The organism is Serratia sp. TSA_130.1 (assembly GCF_052691795.1).
Window position 1 is genome coordinate 388,155 of record NZ_JBQZFS010000002.1, and the last position, 20,960, is coordinate 409,114.

The window sequence follows — 20,960 nt, forward strand, 5'->3', positions numbered from 1 at the left end:
GGCCGGGGCGAAAAGAAAGCATGGCGTTAGCGGCTCACTTTCACCGCGGTGCCGCTGACGGTCACCATCAGCATGCTGCCGTCTTTACCAACGGTTTCATAATCGATATCAATGCCGACCACCGCGTTGGCGCCCAGCTCTTTCGCCTGGTCTTCCAGCTCTTCGAATGCGATCAGGCGCGCCTTGCGCAGCTCTTTCTCATAAGCGCCCGAGCGGCCGCCGACGATATCGCGTACGCCGGCGAAGAAATCACGAAAAATGTTGGCGCCGAGGATCGCTTCGCCGGTGACGACGCCGCAGTATTCGGTGATGGTAAACCCTTCCAGGGTCGGGGTAGTTGAAAGCTGCATCAGAACTCCTTGTTTGATTAATTCAACGTATCTATGACCAGAAGATTGGCATTATGTTCGCTTAATCAATGGCACGCAGTACGAATGCAAGGCCAAAAAACGCATTTATACTGTAAGCTATCGGTCTTCATGGTAGAGACTTTCACATAAGGTAATAAGATGAAAACAAAAACGATTGCGGCTGTTTTACCCTTAGCGCTGTTGCTGAGTGCCTGTACCACGGTGGAACCGGCATACAAGGATATCGGCACCCGCAGCGGCAGCTGTGTGGAAGGCGGCCCGGATACGGTCGCGCAAAAGTTCTATGACCTGCGCATCCAGCAAGGTTCCAGCCTGCCGGACAGCAACCGCCTGGCGCAGCTGCAGCCTTATCTGAGCAAAGTGCTGTATCAGGATCTGGTCAGCGCCGCTCAAAATCCGGGCAAGCATCAGATAACCGGCGATCTGTTCTCCGGCAACGCGCAAGGGCCAAGCAGCGCGTCCGTCGCCAGCGCCTCGACCATTCCCAACACCGATGCGAAGAACATCCCGCTGCGCGTTGACTTGAGCTACCAGAAAGACGCCAACAGTACCGTGAACTGGCAAGACGAAGTGCTGATGGTGCGCGAAGGCACCTGCTGGGTGGTTGATGATATTCGCTACCTGAATGTTCCAGCACACGCCACCAACGGCAGCGTGCGTCAGGTGCTGGAAAACCGATAACCCGCACTCCCCGGCCGACGCGGACCCGCCGCGTCGGTCGTTCCCGTCTCCCCTTGCGCCGCTCAGATTTCGTCCGATAGAAAAAATTTCGCTACCGATCTCACAGCCTGCGCCACAAATCCCCTCCCTCGGCCTGAGTCGCGGTATCTTGTGCTAATCTTTTACTGTCCCGCCGCACACTCATAAATTTTAACGCACAAAGATTGCATAAGTATTCTGTGGAAGTTAACATTTGCGGCATCAATGTCTATTCAATTCTGGCGCATGAGTATTCAACTTAACGGTATCAATTGCTATTACGGCGCTCACCAGGCGCTGTTTGACATCACGCTGGAATGTCCAGCCGGGGAAACCCTGGTGCTGCTTGGCCCAAGCGGCGCCGGGAAAAGTTCATTGCTGCGGGTGCTGAACCTGCTGGAAATGCCGCGTTCGGGTCAGCTAAAGATCGCCGGCAACCAATTCGATTTCAAGCAGGCGCCGGGCGAAAAAGCCATTCGCGAACTGCGGCAAAATGTCGGCATGGTCTTCCAGCAATACAACCTGTGGCCTCACCTCACCGTGGTCCAGAACCTGATCGAAGCGCCTTGCCGCGTGCTGGGTCTGACCAAGGCTCAGGCGATGGAGCGCGCCGACAAGCTGCTCAAGCGTCTGCGCCTGACCGACTTCGCCGATCGCTTTCCGCTGCACCTTTCCGGCGGCCAGCAGCAGCGCGTAGCGATCGCTCGCGCCCTGATGATGGAGCCGCAGGTGCTGCTGTTCGATGAACCGACCGCAGCGCTGGATCCGGAAATCACCGCTCAGATCGTCAGCATCATTCGCGAACTGGCCGGCACCGGCATCACTCAGGTGATCGTCACCCACGAAGTGGAAGTGGCGCGCAAGACCGCCAGCCGCGTGGTGTACATGGAAAACGGCCATGTGGTGGAGCAAGGCGACAGCAGCCACTTCACGCAGCCGCGGACCACCGAGTTTGCCAACTACTTATCACACTAACAATTAACTTGCTGTAATTTGGGGAGTTTGCGATGAAAAAACTAATAATCGCCGCCGTTCTGGCCGGCATCAGCGTTTCCGCCTCCGCAGCCGAAACCATCCGTTTCGCTACCGAAGCCTCCTATCCTCCATTTGAATTTATTGACGCCGGCAACAAAATTCAGGGTTTTGATGTCGATCTGGCCAACGCGCTGTGCAAAGAGATGCAGGCCGAGTGCACCTTCACCAATCAGGCGTTCGACAGCCTGATCCCAAGCCTGAAGTTCAAGCGTTTCGATGCGGTCATGGCCGGTATGGACATTACACCGGAGCGTGAAAAGCAGGTGCTGTTCACCAAGCCGTACTACGATAACTCGGCGCTGTTCATCGCGCAGAAAGGCAAAATCGCCGACGTGGCGGCGCTGAAAGGCAAGAAAGTCGGCGTGCAAAACGGCACCACTCACCAAAAATACCTGACCGACAAGCACCCGGAAATCACCACCGTGCCTTACGACAGCTACCAAAACGCCATTTTGGATCTGAAGAACGGCCGCGTTGATGCGGTGTTCGGCGATACTGCGGTGGTCAACGAGTGGCTGAAGCAGAATGACGCGCTGGCGACAGTGGGCGCCAAAGTAACGGATAAAGACTACTTCGGCACCGGCCTCGGCATCGCGGTACGCCAGAAAAATACCGATCTGCAGGGCAAGTTCAACGCCGCCCTGGACAAGATCAAGCAGGATGGGACCTATGAAACCATCTACAAAAAATGGTTCCAGCAGTAATACGCCCCGATGAATGAATTACAACCTTTAGCAAGCGCCGCCGGCATGACCGTCGGCCTTGCCGTTTGCGCCCTGATCCTCGGGCTGATTCTGGCGATGCTGTTCGCCGTATGGGAATCGTCCCGCTGGAAAGCCGTCAGCTGGCTCGGCACCGCCTGGGTGACCGTGCTGCGCGGCCTGCCGGAAATCCTGGTGGTGCTGTTTATCTATTTCGGCTCGTCGCAGCTGCTGCTGATGCTCTCCGACGGCTTTACCCTTAACCTCGGTCTGTTTCAGTTGCCGATTCAGCTGGCGATCGACAATTTCGAAGTCAGCCCGTTCCTGTGCGGGGTGATCGCCCTGGCCTTGCTCTATTCCGCCTACGCCTCGCAGACGCTGCGCGGCGCGCTCAAAGCGGTGCCGCAGGGGCAGTGGGAATCCGGCCAGGCGCTGGGTCTCGGCAAAGCGGCGATCTTCTTTCGCCTGATCATGCCGCAGATGTGGCGCCATGCCCTGCCCGGCCTCGGCAATCAGTGGCTGGTGCTGCTGAAAGACACCGCGCTGGTGTCGCTGATCAGCGTGAACGATCTGATGTTGCAAACCAAAAGCATCGCCACCCGCACCCAGGAACCCTTTACCTGGTACGTGATCGCGGCGGCCATCTATCTGCTGGTGACGCTGTTCAGCCAATACGTCATCAAGCGCATTGAGCTGCGCGCCACGCGGTTTGAACGGGGGCCGGTCTGATGATTGAATATTTACCGGAAATCCTCAAAGGGCTGCATACCAGCCTGACCCTGACCGTCGCCGCGCTGCTGGTCGCGCTGCTGCTGTCGCTGCTGCTGACGGTGATCCTGACGCTGAAAACGCCGGTTCTGACGCCGCTGGTCAAGGCCTACGTGACGCTGTTCACCGGCACGCCGCTGCTGGTGCAGATCTTCCTGATCTACTACGGCCCCGGTCAGTTTCCGGCGATTCGCGACTACCCTTGGCTGTGGAACCTGCTGTCGCAGCCCTGGCTGTGCGCGATGATTGCGCTGGCGCTGAACAGCGCGGCCTATACCACGCAACTGTTCTACGGCGCGGTGCGCGCCATCCCCGCCGGACAATGGCAGTCGTGCGAAGCGCTGGGCATGTCGCGCCGGCAGACGCTGCGCATTCTGCTGCCGTTCGCCTTCAAGCGCGCGCTGTCGTCTTACTCCAACGAAGTGGTGCTGGTGTTCAAAAGCACGTCGCTGGCCTACACCATCACGCTGATGGAAGTGATGGGCTATAGCCAGCTGATGTACGGCCGTACCTACGACGTGATGGTGTTCGGCGCCGCAGGTCTGGTGTATCTGTGCGTCAACGGCCTGCTGACGCTGCTGATGCGGCTGGTGGAGCGCCGCGCGTTGGCGTTTGAGCGCCGCAACTGAAGCCATCCCCCTTTCCAGCCCCGCCATTGCGCGGGGCTTTTTTTATCCCCATTGCAATATTTAATCATTTATATTGCATTTTAATTCACTCAGTGGCAGGGTTGTCAGCAGGTGTCCTCGCAAAAACCTCTGGCGATTACCAGTAAAAACAAACGATAGCGAAATAATCACTTTCAGGATCCAGACAGGAGCTCTACGCATGAAAAAACTGCTGCTTGCCGCGACGATGTTGGCCGGAATGACCTTTAACGCCACCGCAGCCGAGACTATCCGCTTCGCCGCCTCCGCCACCTATCCGCCGTTCGAATCGCTGGACGCCAACAACCAGATCGTCGGCTTCGATATCGACTTGGCCAACGCGTTGTGCAAACAGATGCAGGCGCAGTGCACTTTCACCAACCAGGCGTTCGACAGCCTGATCGCCGCGCTGAAATTCAAAAAATACGATGCGGTGATTTCCGGTATGGATATCACGCCGGAGCGCAGCAAACAGGTCGCCTTCACCCAACCTTACTATGCCAACTCGGCGATTGTGATCGCGCAAAAAGGCAAGTTCAGCTCGCTGGCTGATCTGAAAGGCAAAAAGCTCGGCATGGAAAACGGCACCACCCACCAGAAATACATGCAGGACAAGCACCCGGAGATTAATACCGTCTCTTACGACAGCTACCAGAACGCTATTCTGGAGCTGAAAAACGGCCGTATCGACGGCGTCTTCGGCGATACCGCCGTAGTGAACGAGTGGCTGAAAACCAACCCGCAGCTGGCGCCGGTCGGCGAACATATCACCGATGCGCAATACTTCGGCACCGGCCTTGGCATCGCGGTGCGTCCGGACAATCAGGCGCTACTGGCCAAGCTGAACGCCGCGCTGGACGCCATCAAGGCCGACGGCACCTACAAGGCCATCAACGACAAATGGTTCCCGCAGTAAGTCCGCATGTGGAGTCGCCATCCTTCGGCGGCTCCATCCGATTGCCACCCCATTCGGTTAGTGCTAAATTTGATACTGAATTTAGCATCAAGGATAACATCATGACGGTTCAACCCATTCTCGCCGACTCCGCAGTCAGCATCAGCGATTTTAAAAAATCGCCCAACGCCGCCCTTAAAGAGGCACAAGGGCAACCGGTCGCCGTCCTGACCAACGGTAAGATTTCGGGATATTACGTCTCTCCGGAAACCTGGGAGGCGATCGCGGAATACCTGGAAGATATCGAACTCGCTGAAATCGTTCGTTCACGGATGAACGGCAAACGCATTAAGGTCAATTTGGATGACTTATAAGCTTGAATTCGAAGAACATGCGCTGAAGGAATTTAAAAAACTGTCCCCGGTGATCCGGGAACAGTTCAAAAAAAAGCTGGCATCGGTGCTGGTTAATCCCCACGTCCCCGCCAACAAACTCGCCGGTTTGCCCGATTGCTACAAAATCAAACTCAGAGCCTCAGGCTTTCGTTTGGTATATCGCGTCATGGAAACGGAGATCGTGGTTCTGGTCCTGTCTGTGGGCAAACGCGAACGTTCAGCGGCTTACACGGCTGCCAAAAAGCGCCTTTAACGCCGCACCAACAGCGTCAACACTTCGTAGTGCGCGGTATGCGGGAACATGTCGAACAGCTGCACCCGTTCGATGCGGTATCCCGGCAACATCTCGATATCTTTCGCCATGCTCTCGGCGTTGCAGCTGGAATACAGAATGTAATCCGGCGCCATCCGGCTCAAATAATCGCACAGCGCCTGGCCGATGCCGCGGCGCGGCGGGTTGACCAACACCAACTGCGGCACCTGCCCTTCGGCGGTGGCGAAGCGGGTGGAATCGAGCGCCTGAAAATCGACCTGCAGCATCCCCAATCGCTGCGCCGACTGGCGCGCGCAGGCGATCGCTTCCGCGCTGATTTCGATGCCGGTCAGGCGAGTTTGCGGCTGCGCGCAGTGCAGACCGAAACCGCCGACGCCGCAAAACAGATCCCACATGCTGTCGATACCCAGCGCGCGCACCCAGTCGCGGGCGGTGGCATACAGATCGGCGGCCACCTGCGGGTTGGTTTGGAAGAAGCTTTGCGGGCGGATGAACAGCGGCACCTGATTGAACTGTTCCTCCAGCGCCTGCTGTTCGGTCAGCGCGATCTCGCGCTCCCCTTCCATGATCGCCATATGCACCGGCTGAATATTGGCGGAGATCACCTTGAGCTGCGGCAGCTGCTGCTGCAGCCACGGCAGCGCGGCGCGCAGCTGCGCCAGCTTGGTTTCCGAGCGCAGCACGAAGCGCAGCATCACGCCGCCGTCGAGCGTGCTTTCGGTCAGCAGCAGGTATTTCAGCTCGCCGCGTTTGCGCGCCACGTTATACGGCGTCAGGCCGGCGCGGGCGATGAAGCTTTTCAGCACCGCAAACATCGGCGCAAAGCCGGCGGGATACAGCGGGCAGTCGCTCAGATCGACCGGCGTGCCGTCGCGGTGCAGCATGCCGAGCAGCGGGCGCTCCACGCTGCCGCTGACCACCATCTTGGCTTTATTGCGAAATGCGCTCAGTTCCCCCGCCGCCGGCTGCAGCCACTGCGCGACATCGCGCCCGGCCAGCAGCGATTGCAGGTGATGCTGTTTGTCGGCCAGCTGCTGCGAATAGGGCTTTTCCAGCCACTGACAGGAACGGCAGGTGCCCGCCGTATACAAAGCGCAATGCATGAAGATACCGTGAAGTCCAGGATGACGAATTAAGGGCGCAGAGTTTACCACTCCGCGCGCCTAAAATCTCACTTGCGCGCGGTGAAGAAGCGGCGGCTGGCGGTGGGGACGAACAGCAGCGCCAGGATCACCGCGTCGGGGACCTTTTGCAGGATCAGAACGTGCAGGATTTGGCCGCTGGTTTCCCCTTCCACGGTGAATACCTCGGGGAAGACGCTGCCGATGGTGGCCAGCAGCAGGTAAAGCACCACGATGCACTGACAGGCCACGTAGCCCCAGCGCCCCCAGTTGCGGCCGCGCATCACCGCAAAACCGCAGCTGATTTGCAGGCACAGCAGCATCAGCCCGGCCAGAAAGATAAAGGTGGAATCCCACGCCTGCGCGCTGGTGCTGACAAACTCCTTCGCGCCGTCGACGCCCAGCTCGCCCAGCAGCAGCACCACGCTGATACACTTGATCGCCACCATGGCGGTGCCCGCCACCATCACCGGCACCGGCGCATCTGAAGTCGATCTTATTCCCTGCCCGCTTTTCAGCATGTCTGACATATCCGTGTTCCGCTACGACGCGCCACTGCCCCTACGCCTTTCGCATTGCCGCGTTGTTGGCGGCAGTGTGAAATTCATTGGAGCCATTCAAATGGCGCATGTAAAGTCAGGTAGTTAGTTGCAATACTTATTGATTGCAAAAATAGCAGGTTTGTTACGATTCAGCTACGGGCCGCCCGCTGCAATTCACGCGATCGTTGTTTTTCCGAGCGCGCCATAAACCACCAGGCGATCAGGCCGAGAATGCCCACCACCAGCAGGATCAGGCTGGCCAGCGCGTTAATTTCCGGATTCACCCCCATGCGCACGCTGGAGAACACCAGCATCGGCAACGTGGTGGCGCCCGGGCCGGAGACGAAACTGGCGATCACCAGATCGTCCAGCGACAGGGTAAACGCCAGCATCCAGCCGGAGATCAGCGCCGGCGCAATCATCGGCAAGGTGATGACGAAAAACACCTTCAGCGGCGGCGCCCCCAGGTCCATCGCCGCCTCTTCAATTGAGCGATCCACCTCGCGCAAGCGCGAACTGATCACCACCGCCACATAAGCGGTACAGAAGGTGACATGCGCCAGCCAAATGGTGAACATGCCGCGTTCCGACGGCCAACCGAAGGCGTGCCCCATCGCCACGAACAGCAGCAGCAACGACAGGCCGGTGATCACGTCCGGCATCACCAGCGGCGCGGTCAGCATAAACGCGAAACCGGTCGAACCGCGAAAACGGCCGAAACGCACCATCACCACCGCAGCGATGGCGCCCAGCACCACCGCGGCAGTGGCGGCGGCGGCGGCGATGGTCAGGCTGAGCCCCACCGCGCTAATCATCGCCGAATCGTGGAACAGTTCGCTATACCAGCGCGTGGACCAGCCGGCCCACACCGTCACCAACTTGGAGCTGTTGAAGGAGTAAATCACCAGCATCAGCATCGGCGCATACAGGAAGGTAAAGCCGACAGTCAGGATGGCGATGCGCCACGGTGAACGCACTACCGGCAAGTTGTTCATGCCTGGCCTCCCATTTCCTTGTTCTGGTGCTTGTGGAACCACAATATTGGCACGATCAGCAACAGCAGCATGATGGTGGCGACCGCCGAGGCCACCGGCCAGTCGCGGTTATTGAAGAACTCCTGCCACAGCACGCGGCCGATCATGATGCTGTCCGGCCCGCCGAGCAGCTCCGGGATCACGAACTCCCCCACCGCCGGAATGAACACCAGCATCGAGCCGGCGATGATGCCGCCGCGCGTCAGCGGCACGATCACGCTGAAAAAGGTTTTCAGCGGCCGGGCGCCCAGATCCAGCGACGCCTCCACCAGCGAGTAATCCAGCCGGATCAGCGCCGTGTAGATCGGCAACACCATAAACGGCAGGTAGGAATAGACGATGCCGATATATACCGCCAGGTTGGTGTGCAGGATCACCAGCGGCTGGTCGATCACCCCTAACCACATCAGAAAGTTGTTCAGCGTGCCGTTGTTTTTCAGAATGCCCATCCAGGCATAGACGCGGATCAGGAACGAGGTCCAGGAAGGCAGGATCACCAGCAACAGCAGAATGTTGCGGGTCGACGCCTTGCTGTGGGCCACCGCCCAGGCCAGCGGATAGCCGATGATCAGGCAACACAGCGTCGAAATCGCCGCCACGCGCAGCGACTGCAGATAGGCGTCGATATACAGCGGATCGTCGGTCAGCTGCAGGTAGTTGGCGAAGTTGAGCGCGATGTTCAGTTTGCCGTCCACCCAGCTCATCAGCTCGGTGTAGGGCGGCACCGCCATCGCCAACTCCGCCAGGCTGATCTTGAACACGATCAGGAAAGGCAGCATAAACAGCAGCGTCAGCCATAAATACGGCAGCGCGATCACCAGCTTGCGGCCATGGGCCATCAGCAGGCGATGGAACAGCGCCCTGAGGGCGCCGGGCGCTTTGGCCGGCGGTTCCGGCGCGCGTTCAGAAAGCAGGGTCATACGGGTTACTCCTCACCGGATCCACTACACCGTCAACACGACGCAGCTGTCGGTTTCCCAACATAGACGCACTTCATCGCCCCAGGTGGGCATCCCCTTGCGGAAGCGGTGGCCGTTTTGCAGCTGGGCGCTGATGATCTGCCCGCTGTGCAGCTTCACGTGGTAGATGGACAGATCGCCCAGATAGGAAATGTGCGCCACTTCCCCCACCGCGAAGTTGCAGCCGTCTTCCGGCACTTGTTCGCACAGCAGGATCTTTTCCGGCCGCAGCGCGACCTGGATCGGCACGCCGTCCACCACCGAGGCGTCCGGATCCACTTTGATCGCATGGCGCAACCCCGGGCTTTGCAGGATCAGCGCATCGTCGTGGCGCTCTTGCAGCACGCAGTCGAAAATGTTGACCGAACCGATAAATTCGGCGCTGAAGCGGCTGTTCGGATGCTCGTAGATCTCTTCCGGCTCGCCGATCTGCACGAACTTGCCGCGGTTCATGATGGCGATGCGCCCCGCCATGGTCATCGCTTCTTCCTGATCGTGCGTCACCATCACGCAGGTCACGCCGACGCGCTCGAGAATGTCGGTCACTTCCAGCTGCATGCGGTCGCGCAACTTCTTGTCCAGCGCGCCCATGGGCTCATCCAGCAGCAGCAGCTTCGGCCGCTTGGCCAGGCTGCGCGCCAGCGCCACCCGCTGCCGTTGGCCGCCGGAAAGCTGGTGCGGTTTGCGCTTGGCGTACTCCTGCATGTGCACCAACGCCAACATTTCCGCCACCCGTTCGGCGATCTCCGCCCGCGGCATTTTGTCCTGCTTAAGGCCAAACGCGATATTCTGCTCCACGGTCATGTGCGGGAACAGCGCGTACGACTGAAACATCATATTGATCGGCCGCTGGTACGGCGGCACATGCGACATATCCTGCCCGTCGAGCACGATCTGCCCTTCCGTCGGCGGTTCGAAACCGGCCAGCATGCGCAGCAAGGTGGACTTGCCGCAGCCGGACGGGCCAAGCAGCGCAAAGATCTCACCCTTATAGATGGTGAGGCTGACGTCTTCGACCGCATTCTGCCCGTCGAAGGTTTTGGTGAGGTTACGGATTTCCAGCAGAGGGGTGAAAACCTTCTGCGACTTGGCTTGAGGACGAGGAATAGCGTCGTTCAATCGGGGTGCTCTCCGGCGTAAAGCGGCACAAAACCACGGCGAGCGCCGTGGCCCAAAACGGCAATGCAGGCGGGGAACACCCGCCTGCCGGTTTACCGACGATGGGGGGCTCCCCCATCATCACTTCCCGCTTTTAACTTTAGTCCATGCGCGGGTAATGACACGGTCCAGCTTCGGCGACTGCACGTTGAGCGTGAACAGCTTGGCGCGCAAATCGGCCGGCGGATAGACGTTCGGGTTATCGCGCACTTCGGCGTTCACCAGCGGCGTGGAATCTTTCACCGCATTGGCGTAGTAAATGTGATTACTGATGTCCGCCATCACGTCCGGCTTCAGCAGGAAGTTCAGGAACTGGTAGGCGGCGTCCTTGCTTTTGGCGTCCGCCGGCATAGCGAACATGTCAAAGTAGGTCAGCGCCCCCTCTTTCGGGATCGCATAGGCCACATTCACGCCGTTCTTCGCCTCTTTGGCGCGGTTGGCCGCCTGCATCACGTCGCCGGACCAGCCGATCGCCACGCAGATGTCACCGTTCGCCAGATCGTTGATGTACTGAGAAGAGTGGAAATAGCGGATGTTCGGCCGCAGCTTCAGCAGCAGATCGTTGGCCGCGCCGGTGTAGTCCGCCGCGTTGGTGCTGTTGGGATCTTTGCCCAGATAATGCAGCACGGTAGCGTAGACTTCGCTCGGCGCATCGAGGAAGGAGACGCCGCAGCTCTTGAGCTTCTCCAGGTTTTCCGGCTTGAAGATCAGATCCCAGCTGTTGACCGGCGCGTCTTTGCCCAACGCCGCCTTCACCTTGTCGACGTTATAGCCGATGCCGGTGGTCACCATCATGTAAGGGATGCCGTATTTGTTGTCTTTGTCGTTATGCGCCACCAGCTTCAGCATCTCGGGATCGAGATTTTTGTAGTTGGGGATCTTGCTCTTGTCGAGCGGCTCGAAAATGCCGGCCTGCGACTGACGCTCGAGGAAGTTGGATGAAGGGACCACCAAATCGTAACCGGTGCTGCCCGCCATCAGTTTGCCTTCCAACACTTCGTTGGAGTCAAAGACGTCGTACACCACTTTGATACCGGTTTCTTTCTGGAATTTGGCCAGGGTATCCGGCGCGATATAGTCGGACCAGTTATACACGTGCAGCGTTTTCTCTTCGGCTGACGCCGTGACGGACGCGGCCATCAACAGACCGGCAACCACACCCGATAACCACTTTTTACGTTGGGTGACCATCCGTAACTTCCTCCAAAACAGGGTAAATCATAGAATTGAACTTGTATCTGCAGCGATACAAAACCTTTCCTGATTGAGCGCAATCGTTGCAACCGCGAAATGAATGGCTATGCATATGATTGCATGCGCCTTTTTGCACTGCCCTGCTCGCGTGGTTACAAGGGAAATCGCAAGCCCTTTGCAGAATCAGCAGCATAGCCGCTGCCATCGCAACCCGCCAGCCCCCAGGGTAAAAAACGCCATTTATCGATTTTTTATGCAATTTTTCTCTATGTGATACGGCATTAACGGCTTAAAAGCCGAGAAAGATCGGGCGACAGAGGCCAAAGTGCAGAATATTTAATTGCGGAGGGGAATCACGGCAACATGCCGCCGGAGCGACGGCATGCTTAAGGTACAGCGAGGATCAGTGCAGCATCGGCTGACGCACGGCGCCAGCGGGGATCTCTTCTTCGTCCCCCATAAACAGCAGATCGTTCGCCCGCGCCTCGAGGATCACCATCGAGACCTGCTCTTCGCCCTGCTGCATGAAGTGGGTGAACTGCTCGTAGGTGATGCCGACCGCCACGCTCAGCGACTGGCAGACGATCAGCTTCGGCAGGTTGTCGTCCTGAATGTCGACAAAGGCCTTGATGGTCAGCGAGCTGGCGTTGATCTGGCTCAGATCCGCCACCAGCGGGATCAGCGCGGTCGGCTTCACCTCGGCCAGCGCGGAGAACAGAATGACGTTGTCCACCAGATCTATCTTGGCGTCGAACACGCCGTCGAAGTTCTGCATGTGCGGCAGGTGCAGCGCCTGGCAGGAATCGCACTCAAAGAAAGAAATGCCCGACTGATCCAGCCAGCGCCGCAACAGCGCCAAATCGGGGACAATGAGTGAATCCATAATAACCAGCCTCACAATATTCAAAACGCGAAAAGGCGCATAGCTTACGGAATATTCACCCGATACGCCACGATCAATGCGGCTTAATTCACTAATTAAGATATTGCTCGGCGGGAAAAGCGCAACGCGCGTACCGTCAGCCGCCCGATTTCAGGCGGAACCCCGGCCGGCCGCGCTGCTCGATGTATTCGATCATCATGCCGGCAATGTCCAGCCCGGTAGTGGTTTCCACCCCTTCCAGCCCCGGTGAGGCGTTGACCTCCATCACCAGCGGGCCGCGCTCGGCGCGCAGGATATCCACCCCGGCGACGTCCAGCCCCAGCGTGTTCGCCGCTTTGACCGCAATCGCCCGCTCCCTGGCGGTGATGGTCACTTTGCGGGCGGTGCCGCCACGGTGCAGGTTGGAACGAAACTCGCCGGGCTTCGCCTGCCGCTCGATGGCGGCCACCACCCGGCCGCCCACCACCAGGCAGCGCACGTCGCGGCCCTGCGCTTCGCGCACGTACTCCTGCACCAGAATATGGGCGTTCAGGCCGCGAAAGGCGTCGATCACGCTTTCCGCCGCCTGGCGAGTTTCCGCCAGCACCACCCCGATGCCCTGCGTGCCTTCCACCAGCTTGACCACCAGCGGCGCGCCGCCGACCAGTTCGATCAGATCGCCGGTATCGTCCGGTGAATGGGCGAAACCGGTGATCGGCAGATCGATACCCTGCCGGGCCAGCAGTTGCAGCGAACGCAGCTTGTCGCGGGCGCGGGTAATGGCCACGGATTCGTTGAGCGGGTAGCTGCCGAGCAGCTCGAATTGGCGCAGCACCGCGGTGCCGTAAAAGGTGATGGCGGAACCGATGCGCGGGATCACCGCGTCATAACGCTCCAACTGACGGCCGCGATAGTGAATGGTCGGCGCCGCCGGGTTGATGTTCATATAACAGGAAAGCGGATCGATGATATCGATGCTGTGCCCGCGATCTTCCGCCGCTTCACGCAGCCGCTTGCACGAATAGAGCGATCCGTCGCGAGAAAGAATGGCAATTTTCACTCGTCACCCCAAAAAAGGCCAACGCCTGCCCCGCAGGCGGGTTAGCGGCCGCGGCGCTCAGGCGCGCGGATCGCTGTCCTGATGATTTTTCGATGCGTCCGCATCTTGCGGCTTGCGGCGATCGTTTTCCGGCGGCAGGCCGCCGCGCATCAGCGGCCCGAACCCCTGCACCACGCGCCATACCAGAAACGCCGCCGCCGGCACCATCAGCGCCACGCCGAGGAAAATCATACCGACCGCCGCCTGTTGCGACGCCAGCCAGCCCGGCAGCTGCAGGTGGCCGTGAATACTGAGGTAGGCCAATACCAGCATCACGATGCCCAGCCCTTCCAACACCAGCACCGGGCGCGGTAAGTCACCGAATGAACGCATATTTTTCTTCTCCAGAAGGTCTGCCCCCAGTGTAGTGAATTCCCGTCGGCGGCGACAGCCCCGGCAGACTAATTGGTTACATGAATCAGATTAACAGGTAATTCCTGCTTTTTTTTCACCGCCTCAACGGGCATAGTAGGCGCCATCTGACGCAGGTAATGACTTTTTCGGTGACGGGATGTCGTTGCGGTAGCGAACAATTTTTTGAAAATCCAATTAAGGAGCGTTGCATGTTTGCAGTAATCTTCGGGCGTCCTGGCTGTCCTTATTGTGTCCGCGCTAAAGAACTGGCGGAAAAACTGACTGAAGAACGCGACGATTTCAACTTCCGTTACGTTGACATCCACGCGGAAGGCATCACCAAGGCCGATCTGGAAAAAACCGTCGGTAAACCGGTTGAAACCGTGCCGCAGATCTTCCTGGACGAGAAGCACATCGGCGGTTGCACCGATTTCGAAGCTTACGCTAAAGAACACCTGAACCTGTTCCAGTAAGTTTTTGAACGACAAAAAAGGCGCTTAACGCGCCTTTTTTTATTGCCGCCGATGCAGCTGATGGAGCGTGTGCAACAGACCGAGGGCGAACAGCATCAGCATCGCGCCGAACACGCACCAGAACACCGCGCTGGTGGCGTAAGCCAGCTCCTGCCAGAACGAATAGGACGGCGTCAGCCAGAAGTGACGGATCAGCAGGCAGAGCGGCAAGGCATAAAGCGCCCCCAGCAGCGGACACAGCAGCCGCTTGCGGCTCGACAGATAGCTGGCGATCGCGCCGGGGATCACAAACAGCAGCAGGCCGGTTTCCCCGTGGTGCTCATGATCCGTGCTGCCGAACAGGCCGGTTTGCTGGCCGAGAAACACCAGGTTGAACAACAGAAAACAGCTGAGAATGCCCAGCCAATATCGATAACTCGTCATGCGAATTCTCCCCCGCCCAATTACCGCATCAATAGAAATCAGCCCGGCCACCCGTCAGGTGACGCTGAACCGAATTTTTTCCTTGGTCAAAAGAGAGTTAAATGCGCACGGCGGCGCAGGAAATCAGCTTTCTGTGCTGGCTGTCATCGGTCATAGCGTCTAGAATGAACGCCGCCGAACGATGGTTCGCTTCGCTTTCTGCTGGTGGTGATTTATGACGTCGTTTTAAGGCTGAATTTATCTCTTATAGTTATCTATATCAAGCACTTACTGGTAAACAATAAGTTATCCTCCGTGAACATAAACGTCGCTAGTTTGTTAAACGGTAACTACATTCTGTTACTGTTCGTGGTACTCGCGCTGGGGCTGTGCCTCGGTAAACTCCGTCTGGGCTCCGTCCAACTCGGTAATTCCATTGGCGTTTTAGTGGTTTCCCTGTTGCTCGGCCAGCAACACTTCGCCATTAACACCGAGGCGCTGAATCTCGGCTTCATGCTGTTTATTTTCTGCGTCGGGGTGGAAGCCGGGCCTAACTTTTTCTCGATTTTCTTCCGCGACGGCAAAAATTACCTGATGCTGGCGCTGGTGATGGTCGGTTCGGCGATGGTGATCGCCATCGGTCTCGGCAAGCTGTTCCACTGGGACATCGGCCTGACCGCTGGCATGCTGGCCGGCTCGATGACCTCCACGCCGGTGCTGGTGGGGGCCGGCGATACGCTGCGCAACACCATCGTCAACGGCCCGGCGCTGCTGGCGGCGCAGGATCATCTGAGCCTCGGCTATGCCCTCACCTACCTGATCGGTCTGGTCAGCCTGATTTTTGGCGCGCGCTACCTGCCGAAGCTGCAGCACCAGGATCTGTCCACCTCCGCCCAGCAAATCGCTCGTGAACGCGGCCTGGACACCGACAGCCAGCGCAAGGTCTACCTGCCGGTGATCCGCGCCTACCGCGTCGGCCCCGAGCTGGTGGCCTGGGCCGACGGCAAGAACCTGCGCGAGCTGGGCATCTACCGCCAGACCGGCTGCTACATCGAACGCATCCGCCGCAACGGCATTCTGGCCAACCCGGACGGTGACGCGGTGCTGCAGGTGGGCGATGAGATTTCGCTGGTCGGCTACCCGGACGCCCACGCGCGGCTGGATCCGAGCTTCCGCAACGGTAAGGAAGTGTTTGACCGCGATCTGCTCGACATGCGCATCGTGACCGAAGAGATCGTGGTGAAGAACAGCAACGCAGTGAACAAACGCCTGAGCCAGCTGAAGCTGACCGACCACGGCTGCTTCCTCAACCGCGTGATCCGCAGCCAGATCGAAATGCCGATCGACGACAGCATCGTGCTCAACAAAGGCGACGTGCTGCAGGTGAGCGGCGACGCGCGCCGGGTGAAGAGCGTGGCGGAGAAAATTGGCTTTATCTCGATTCACAGCCAGGTGACCGATCTGCTGGCGTTCTGCGCCTTCTTCATCATCGGCCTTTTGATCGGCCAGATCACCATACAGTTCAGCAACTTCTCGTTCGGCATCGGCAACGCCGCCGGCCTGCTGATGTCCGGCATTATGCTCGGCTTCCTGCGCGCCAACCACCCGACCTTCGGCTACATTCCGCAGGGGGCGCTGAACATGGTGAAAGAGTTCGGCCTGATGGTGTTTATGGCGGGCGTAGGCCTGAGCGCCGGCGCCGGCATCGGCCACAGCCTGGGCGCGGTCGGCGGCCAGATGCTGATCGCCGGGCTGATCGTCAGCCTGGTGCCGGTGATTATCTGCTTCCTGTTCGGTGCCTACGTGCTGCGCATGAACCGCGCCCTGCTGTTCGGCGCGATTATGGGCGCCCGCACCTGCGCACCGGCGATGGAGATCATCAGCGATACCGCGCGCAGCAACATCCCGGCGCTGGGTTACGCCGGCACCTACGCCATCGCTAACGTGCTGTTAACGCTGGCGGGTTCACTCATCGTGGTGCTATGGCCGGGCATACTCGGCTGATCGATTAGCGGGAGAGATGGATCGGCGATAAAAATATTTTGATTTTTTTGTCGCCGGCCAGAACTTTCGTTGGGGGCCGCAGTCTGAATTAGTGCCACTGCTTTTCTTTGATGTCCCCATTTTGTGGAGCCCGATAATCCCGCCTTTTAGGTTCAAGATTATCGGGTTTTTTGTTGCCTGAAGCAGCCCGCAACACCTGCTGTCGCGGCCTCGTCGTCAGGCATAAAGCATCCTATCTCTGAGCGTCGCTTACGCCAGCCTCCCTATCAATGTGCAGGTTTCAACATAGAAACGCTGCTTGTGGGTTCGCCACTGTTCAAAGAGATGGCGTCACAAACGGGACTTAACAACAGCACTCTCGTCGCCGTCGGCTGGGTGCTCTTTGGTGGCTCATTCCATCATCTTCCTGTATATCATAACGTCATGTTACTGCACTGGAAGAAGACCAGCATTGTCCCCCATGATAGTCGAGACTATCTAATTCACCTGTTTTATTTTTTCTTTAATTTTAATTAGTTTCTTTATATACGCATTGCTCTTATCCCCTTTAGCTATTTCCGCAGAAATCAGCGAGAGGAAGCTATCATTAAAATCATCTTTGGCTAATGGATTAGCTCCATGAGCCAACAGAACCTCAATGTGTTCTGGGCAACTGTTATACAGCGCATTAATTAATGGCGTTTTGTTCATAGCCCCTTTGATATTAACATCAGCTTTGTAAGCTATTAGAGTACTCAATGTCTCTGTATTAACCGCTTGAAAACTTTTGAAAATTATTGGCTGATTGTTTATTTCATCCCTTGCATTAGGCGATAGTCCGCCTTCAAGCATAGCCTGTATCCAGACGCCTTTATCCGCTTTCATGACATACTCAGCCGGGCTACTTCTCCCTTCCGGCCTTGGCTGCAATGGGTCTGCTCCCGCCTTGACCAAATCCGTAATGATCTTGAGCCGCTCTGGCGTGTTCTTGTCAAAGATAGCGTTATTGATCGCCCAGAATAGCAACGTCATATCCGCCTTAGCCGGCCGATTTAACGTTTCTTTGCTTACCGTCGGTAACATCGCATTCAGCTTCTGTCTCTCGCCTTCGTAGATAGTTTTGGCGATGGCCAGCTGCGTCCCTTCAAAATAATCTTGTGGCTGTAGATCCCTACCTTGTTCGCATCCCTGCATCATGAGCATCGACAGCAACATGATAATGATAAGAGCCCTGTGCCTCATGCCATCTCCATTTTAAGCGTAACCACGGTTCAACTTTGCTTTTTCACCGTATCAGCATCCCTCTATGCCCTTGAATACTGAGAACGGCTTATTTACTGACAGGGAGAGGTGGCCATTTCCCACCACGCTTAATTAGCTCGTCTTTGATGCGCTCAAGAGACGCTTTCGCCTCACTACCGTCCGGGCTTCTATTAATCAGCCGTTGTAGTTGATTACCCATCGTCCAACCCGAGTTGCCTCTTATATCACTATCGGCGCCTTTTTCTAATAGAAGAATGACGTGGTCATAGGAGTGATAATCTAAAGCATCGATGAGCAGCGTATCACCCAGTGAATTTCTTATATTTATATCAGCGCCATAATCCAACATGACCTCTAATGTCTCTGTGTTCTTCGCAAGAATACTTTTAAATATAATTGGCTTATTGTTGACTTTATCTTTTGCATTAGGAGATAGCCCCCCATCTAACATGGATTTTATCCAGATTCCCTTATCTGCTTTCATAACAAATTCAGCGGGACTACTTCTCCCTTCCGGCCTTGGCTGCAGTGGGTCTGCTCCTGCCTTAACCAGATCTGTAATTATCTTAAGCCGCTCTGGCGTGTTCTTGTCAAAGATAGCGTTATTTATCGCCCAGAATAGCAACGTCATCTCCGCCTTGCCCGGTCGATTTAACGTTTCTTTGCTTACCGTCGGTAAAACCTTATCCAGCTTTTGCCTGTCACCCTCGTAGATGATGTTGGCGATGTCCAGCTGCGTCCCTTCAAAATAATCCTGCGGTTGTAAATCCATACCTTGTTTGCACCCCTGAATGATGAGCATAGACACTAGCATCGTGATAATGAGTATGATTTTTTTCATATTCGTCCCTTGATTGTGGCAATGTCATCGTCTTTCTCATTTTCAATGCATTGTATCGCCTGGTCTATACCGTGCTTATCCAGCAGTGAACCTGTTCCACCGGGAAGCGTGTGCTTTACTCCCACGGCGTCAGGCGCCAACATGGACAACCGCTCTTTCGCCATCACCGCCGGGGGATAAAATTTAAGGTCTTTGGCATCTTCCCACAAATCAACCTCCTGCAGCTTGGTCAACAGCTCCCCTTTTACGCGATACGCCTGAATATTATCGGCGCTGCCTATTATAGAGCCACCGTATTTTTCGACGGTTCCCGCATTCAGGCCTGCTGCATTAAACGTCCAAGCCGGTTTGCCGCTGGCTATGGAGGTCGCAGAGGCCATACCGCCTCCTAATGAATGACCCGCAACGTCAATATTTGATACTTTCGAAATTTTATCGCCAATACCAACCGCTTTTTTGTAGTATTCAGAATTAAGTCCCATTCCTTGAGCACCGTTGTTTTTCCAGTCACTGAGATTTTTAACGCCTGACAAGTCCCCCCTTAATAAGGCTTTTTGGGCTGCGTGGCTTATCCCCTCCGGGAATTCTGGTGCGCGCGATCCGCGGAACACCACCGTCGGGTTCATCGCCTTACCAAAGACACTCTCGTCTGGCTGATAAACTCGGGCTAAAAAATCGGGATTCATTGGTTTGTCATAAAGCATGTTACTGCTCAAACCTAGCCGACCCAGCGCCCCATCATTGTTACTGATATCCTTCCAGCCTTCAGGGATGTCTATCGTGTCCTTGAGCGGGTTAGTGGTCTTGTAAACATTCTCAGCCAGCTTCGCCTTTTCGACCGCAACGTTGTTCTCTGCCAGGCGCTGTGCCGCCATGCGCGCATCCGGATAAATGCTGCGGTTGCCTCGCCCTATCAGATACTGGCGTTCTTGCCAGCGTTCTGCCTTGGTCATCGGACGGATGGCCTGCACCGTGGCGGCAACGGTTGCCACTGCGGTCGCGATGGCTTGCTGCAGAGGGGGATTGCGGGTCGTATTCTGCCTCGGCGGCAGCACCGTCGGTTTTGCCCGGTGACCATAGCGGCTGACCATTTCTTCATAGCGGGCTATCACGCGCCCGGTAGGATAAAAGGCGGGAAGAGAGCTGCCTGGGTAGCGCTGTAATCGGCCTTCCGCATCGACGTAAAAAGCGTATTTTGTCGGTGACCAGGCGCCCATTCCCTTATCAATCGCCAGCAAGCCGCCCCGGTTGATCTCATCGAGTACGCTGCGCTTCATAGCCACGTCCTCACGATAACCGGTGACGCCAATCCCGGATTGAGCATTGCGGGTAATCGGATACCGGCTGCTTATCGATATGCCGGCTGCGCCGCCGAACAGATAATGCCGTTCCAGCTCATACCGCGCTGCTGTTGGGTTAAGTATCCTGGAAAAACTTTCCGGCGCCGTGTGTTCAGAGGAGAAATGAATCAGTTTCATACGGTGCCTGCCCACTCGCAGGGTTCCGTGGTCGGCACAGGCGCACCATCATCAAGCAACTCGCCAGGTGTGCGGCTTTTACGGGGCTCGTCGAGCGTTAGCGAACGATAACGCATTGGATATCCTTATCTTCTGTGTCATTCCATTAATAGGGAATGCGCAAAATTATCACACTTCAGTAAAGATTTCTTTGCTCTATTTCTATACGCGCGCATCCTCTCCCATCCATGCAGCTGCGTGCTTCCTGTGCCCTTGTGAAGAGGTATTGACTTGCGTATTTCGTTGCCATGTCGCGCCTAAAAGCCACGTCCGAAAGCAATCAGTCGAGTGTCAAAGATGCGGGAATGATAAGGAGACAGGAAGGAGAAAGGCTCCGCCAACCAGGAATGGCCAGCAGAGCGGCGTCAGGCGG

The 20,960-nt window shown here is 57.0% G+C and carries 24 protein-coding genes; 10 read left to right on the forward strand and 14 right to left on the reverse strand.

Features of this window, described 5'->3' with window-relative positions; genetic code table 11:
• Positions 1-26 precede the first annotated feature (26 nt).
• The gene (locus ACUTQY_RS08545) at positions 27-350 is read right to left on the reverse strand and encodes a heavy metal-binding domain-containing protein (protein ID WP_004928400.1); all 324 of its coding nucleotides are present in this window, start codon (positions 348-350) and stop codon (positions 27-29) included.
• Between the two features lie 159 nt (positions 351-509).
• On the opposite strand from ACUTQY_RS08545, the gene ACUTQY_RS08550 reads away from it, so the two are divergent.
• The 8 genes from ACUTQY_RS08550 to ACUTQY_RS08585 all read left to right on the forward strand — a co-directional run bounded on the left by ACUTQY_RS08550 (position 510) and on the right by ACUTQY_RS08585 (position 5,764).
• Positions 510-1,052: a lipoprotein gene (locus ACUTQY_RS08550; RefSeq protein ID WP_033642535.1), complete on the forward strand. Its 543-nt coding sequence runs from the start codon at positions 510-512 to the stop codon at positions 1,050-1,052.
• A gap of 264 nt (positions 1,053-1,316) precedes the next feature.
• Complete coding sequence (artP, locus tag ACUTQY_RS08555; RefSeq protein WP_089192582.1) at positions 1,317-2,045, forward strand: arginine ABC transporter ATP-binding protein ArtP; 729 nt, start codon at positions 1,317-1,319, stop codon at positions 2,043-2,045.
• Between the two features lie 32 nt (positions 2,046-2,077).
• A complete protein-coding gene (gene artJ, locus ACUTQY_RS08560) occupies positions 2,078-2,809 on the forward strand; it encodes an arginine ABC transporter substrate-binding protein (protein WP_033642533.1) in 732 nt (243 codons plus the stop codon).
• Positions 2,810-2,818: 9 nt separating this feature from the next.
• Complete coding sequence (artQ, locus tag ACUTQY_RS08565; RefSeq protein WP_025159684.1) at positions 2,819-3,535, forward strand: arginine ABC transporter permease ArtQ; 717 nt, start codon at positions 2,819-2,821, stop codon at positions 3,533-3,535.
• Positions 3,535-4,203 carry an arginine ABC transporter permease ArtM gene (gene artM, locus ACUTQY_RS08570; protein WP_033650651.1) on the forward strand — a complete coding sequence of 223 codons (669 nt, stop codon included), beginning with the start codon at positions 3,535-3,537 and terminating at the stop codon, positions 4,201-4,203. The genes artQ and artM overlap by 1 nt, the downstream gene beginning before the upstream one ends.
• 199 nt (positions 4,204-4,402) lie before the next feature.
• Complete coding sequence (gene artJ, locus ACUTQY_RS08575) at positions 4,403-5,137, forward strand: arginine ABC transporter substrate-binding protein (protein ID WP_015377297.1); 735 nt, start codon at positions 4,403-4,405, stop codon at positions 5,135-5,137.
• A 101-nt stretch (positions 5,138-5,238) separates the two neighbouring features.
• Positions 5,239-5,490, forward strand: coding sequence for a type II toxin-antitoxin system Phd/YefM family antitoxin (locus ACUTQY_RS08580; protein WP_004928423.1), 252 nt, complete (start codon positions 5,239-5,241; stop codon positions 5,488-5,490).
• Positions 5,480-5,764, forward strand: a complete 285-nt coding sequence (locus ACUTQY_RS08585) for a type II toxin-antitoxin system RelE family toxin (RefSeq protein WP_033633469.1) — start codon at positions 5,480-5,482, stop codon at positions 5,762-5,764. Before ACUTQY_RS08580 ends, ACUTQY_RS08585 begins: the two co-directional genes overlap by 11 nt.
• On the opposite strand, the gene rlmC is transcribed toward ACUTQY_RS08585, so the two are convergent.
• From rlmC to ACUTQY_RS08630, 9 genes are all read right to left on the reverse strand, one after another.
• Complete coding sequence (rlmC, locus tag ACUTQY_RS08590) at positions 5,761-6,888, reverse strand: 23S rRNA (uracil(747)-C(5))-methyltransferase RlmC (RefSeq protein ID WP_046686757.1); 1,128 nt, start codon at positions 6,886-6,888, stop codon at positions 5,761-5,763. The two genes, ACUTQY_RS08585 and rlmC, sit on opposite strands and share 4 nt — an antisense overlap.
• Positions 6,889-6,956: 68 nt before the next feature.
• Positions 6,957-7,436: a YbjO family protein gene (locus ACUTQY_RS08595; protein WP_046686756.1), complete on the reverse strand. Its 480-nt coding sequence runs from the start codon at positions 7,434-7,436 to the stop codon at positions 6,957-6,959.
• Positions 7,437-7,597: 161 nt separating this feature from the next.
• Positions 7,598-8,443 carry a putrescine ABC transporter permease PotI gene (gene potI / locus ACUTQY_RS08600; RefSeq protein ID WP_042784088.1) on the reverse strand — a complete coding sequence of 282 codons (846 nt, stop codon included), beginning with the start codon at positions 8,441-8,443 and terminating at the stop codon, positions 7,598-7,600.
• Positions 8,440-9,402 carry a putrescine ABC transporter permease PotH gene (gene potH / locus ACUTQY_RS08605; RefSeq protein WP_046686755.1) on the reverse strand — a complete coding sequence of 321 codons (963 nt, stop codon included), beginning with the start codon at positions 9,400-9,402 and terminating at the stop codon, positions 8,440-8,442. The genes potI and potH overlap by 4 nt, the downstream gene beginning before the upstream one ends.
• 24 nt (positions 9,403-9,426) lie before the next feature.
• A complete protein-coding gene (potG, locus tag ACUTQY_RS08610) occupies positions 9,427-10,560 on the reverse strand; it encodes a putrescine ABC transporter ATP-binding subunit PotG (protein WP_046686754.1) in 1,134 nt (377 codons plus the stop codon).
• 120 nt (positions 10,561-10,680) lie between these two features.
• The gene (gene potF / locus ACUTQY_RS08615; protein ID WP_033642524.1) at positions 10,681-11,790 is read right to left on the reverse strand and encodes a spermidine/putrescine ABC transporter substrate-binding protein PotF; all 1,110 of its coding nucleotides are present in this window, start codon (positions 11,788-11,790) and stop codon (positions 10,681-10,683) included.
• A gap of 406 nt (positions 11,791-12,196) precedes the next feature.
• Positions 12,197-12,676 (reverse strand): type III secretion system chaperone family protein, encoded by a 480-nt coding sequence (locus ACUTQY_RS08620; RefSeq protein WP_004938666.1) that lies wholly within the window; start codon positions 12,674-12,676, stop codon positions 12,197-12,199.
• Positions 12,677-12,812: 136 nt separating this feature from the next.
• Positions 12,813-13,715: a 30S ribosomal protein S6--L-glutamate ligase gene (rimK, locus tag ACUTQY_RS08625; protein WP_046686753.1), complete on the reverse strand. Its 903-nt coding sequence runs from the start codon at positions 13,713-13,715 to the stop codon at positions 12,813-12,815.
• A 57-nt stretch (positions 13,716-13,772) separates the two neighbouring features.
• Positions 13,773-14,087, reverse strand: a complete 315-nt coding sequence (locus ACUTQY_RS08630) for a YbjC family protein (protein ID WP_033642522.1) — start codon at positions 14,085-14,087, stop codon at positions 13,773-13,775.
• A gap of 230 nt (positions 14,088-14,317) precedes the next feature.
• On the opposite strand from ACUTQY_RS08630, the gene ACUTQY_RS08635 reads away from it, so the two are divergent.
• A complete protein-coding gene (locus ACUTQY_RS08635) occupies positions 14,318-14,581 on the forward strand; it encodes a GrxA family glutaredoxin (protein WP_004938676.1) in 264 nt (87 codons plus the stop codon).
• A 39-nt stretch (positions 14,582-14,620) separates the two neighbouring features.
• Here ACUTQY_RS08635 and ACUTQY_RS08640 read toward each other — a convergent pair whose 3' ends face one another.
• Entirely contained in the window at positions 14,621-15,004 is a 384-nt protein-coding gene (locus tag ACUTQY_RS08640; protein WP_046686752.1) for an inner membrane protein YbjM, read from the reverse strand.
• A gap of 294 nt (positions 15,005-15,298) precedes the next feature.
• Here ACUTQY_RS08640 and ACUTQY_RS08645 point away from each other — a divergent pair, with 294 nt between their 5' ends.
• The gene (locus tag ACUTQY_RS08645; protein WP_004938680.1) at positions 15,299-16,987 is read left to right on the forward strand and encodes an aspartate:alanine antiporter; all 1,689 of its coding nucleotides are present in this window, start codon (positions 15,299-15,301) and stop codon (positions 16,985-16,987) included.
• 477 nt (positions 16,988-17,464) lie between these two features.
• Here ACUTQY_RS08645 and ACUTQY_RS08650 read toward each other — a convergent pair whose 3' ends face one another.
• From ACUTQY_RS08650 to ACUTQY_RS08660, 3 genes are all read right to left on the reverse strand, one after another.
• Entirely contained in the window at positions 17,465-18,208 is a 744-nt protein-coding gene (locus ACUTQY_RS08650; RefSeq protein WP_046686751.1) for an ankyrin repeat domain-containing protein, read from the reverse strand.
• An 88-nt stretch (positions 18,209-18,296) separates the two neighbouring features.
• Entirely contained in the window at positions 18,297-19,070 is a 774-nt protein-coding gene (locus ACUTQY_RS08655; protein ID WP_046686750.1) for an ankyrin repeat domain-containing protein, read from the reverse strand.
• A complete protein-coding gene (locus tag ACUTQY_RS08660) occupies positions 19,067-20,548 on the reverse strand; it encodes a hypothetical protein (RefSeq protein WP_046686749.1) in 1,482 nt (493 codons plus the stop codon). The genes ACUTQY_RS08655 and ACUTQY_RS08660 overlap by 4 nt, the downstream gene beginning before the upstream one ends.
• Between the last annotated feature and the right edge of the window lie 412 nt (positions 20,549-20,960).

Excerpts from the sequence above, each read along its gene's own strand:
- ACUTQY_RS08640 (WP_046686752.1), bottom strand. The coding sequence starts at position 15,004 with ATGACGAGTTATCGATATTGGCTGGGCATTCTCAGCTGTTTTCTGTTG.
- ACUTQY_RS08630 (WP_033642522.1), bottom strand. The coding sequence starts at position 14,087 with ATGCGTTCATTCGGTGACTTACCGCGCCCGGTGCTGGTGTTGGAAGGG.
- artM (WP_033650651.1), top strand. The coding sequence starts at position 3,535 with ATGATTGAATATTTACCGGAAATCCTCAAAGGGCTGCATACCAGCCTG.
- ACUTQY_RS08545 (WP_004928400.1), bottom strand. The coding sequence starts at position 350 with ATGCAGCTTTCAACTACCCCGACCCTGGAAGGGTTTACCATCACCGAA.
- potH (WP_046686755.1), bottom strand. The coding sequence starts at position 9,402 with ATGACCCTGCTTTCTGAACGCGCGCCGGAACCGCCGGCCAAAGCGCCC.
- ACUTQY_RS08655 (WP_046686750.1), bottom strand. The coding sequence starts at position 19,070 with ATGAAAAAAATCATACTCATTATCACGATGCTAGTGTCTATGCTCATC.
- ACUTQY_RS08580 (WP_004928423.1), top strand. The coding sequence starts at position 5,239 with ATGACGGTTCAACCCATTCTCGCCGACTCCGCAGTCAGCATCAGCGAT.
- artJ (WP_033642533.1), top strand. The coding sequence starts at position 2,078 with ATGAAAAAACTAATAATCGCCGCCGTTCTGGCCGGCATCAGCGTTTCC.
- rlmC (WP_046686757.1), bottom strand. The coding sequence starts at position 6,888 with ATGCATTGCGCTTTGTATACGGCGGGCACCTGCCGTTCCTGTCAGTGG.
- ACUTQY_RS08550 (WP_033642535.1), top strand. The coding sequence starts at position 510 with ATGAAAACAAAAACGATTGCGGCTGTTTTACCCTTAGCGCTGTTGCTG.
- ACUTQY_RS08650 (WP_046686751.1), bottom strand. The coding sequence starts at position 18,208 with ATGAGGCACAGGGCTCTTATCATTATCATGTTGCTGTCGATGCTCATG.
- potI (WP_042784088.1), bottom strand. The coding sequence starts at position 8,443 with ATGAACAACTTGCCGGTAGTGCGTTCACCGTGGCGCATCGCCATCCTG.
- artP (WP_089192582.1), top strand. The coding sequence starts at position 1,317 with ATGAGTATTCAACTTAACGGTATCAATTGCTATTACGGCGCTCACCAG.
- ACUTQY_RS08620 (WP_004938666.1), bottom strand. The coding sequence starts at position 12,676 with ATGGATTCACTCATTGTCCCCGATTTGGCGCTGTTGCGGCGCTGGCTG.
- artQ (WP_025159684.1), top strand. The coding sequence starts at position 2,819 with ATGAATGAATTACAACCTTTAGCAAGCGCCGCCGGCATGACCGTCGGC.
- ACUTQY_RS08585 (WP_033633469.1), top strand. The coding sequence starts at position 5,480 with ATGACTTATAAGCTTGAATTCGAAGAACATGCGCTGAAGGAATTTAAA.
- artJ (WP_015377297.1), top strand. The coding sequence starts at position 4,403 with ATGAAAAAACTGCTGCTTGCCGCGACGATGTTGGCCGGAATGACCTTT.
- ACUTQY_RS08660 (WP_046686749.1), bottom strand. The coding sequence starts at position 20,548 with ATGAAACTGATTCATTTCTCCTCTGAACACACGGCGCCGGAAAGTTTT.
- potF (WP_033642524.1), bottom strand. The coding sequence starts at position 11,790 with ATGGTCACCCAACGTAAAAAGTGGTTATCGGGTGTGGTTGCCGGTCTG.
- ACUTQY_RS08595 (WP_046686756.1), bottom strand. The coding sequence starts at position 7,436 with ATGTCAGACATGCTGAAAAGCGGGCAGGGAATAAGATCGACTTCAGAT.
- ACUTQY_RS08635 (WP_004938676.1), top strand. The coding sequence starts at position 14,318 with ATGTTTGCAGTAATCTTCGGGCGTCCTGGCTGTCCTTATTGTGTCCGC.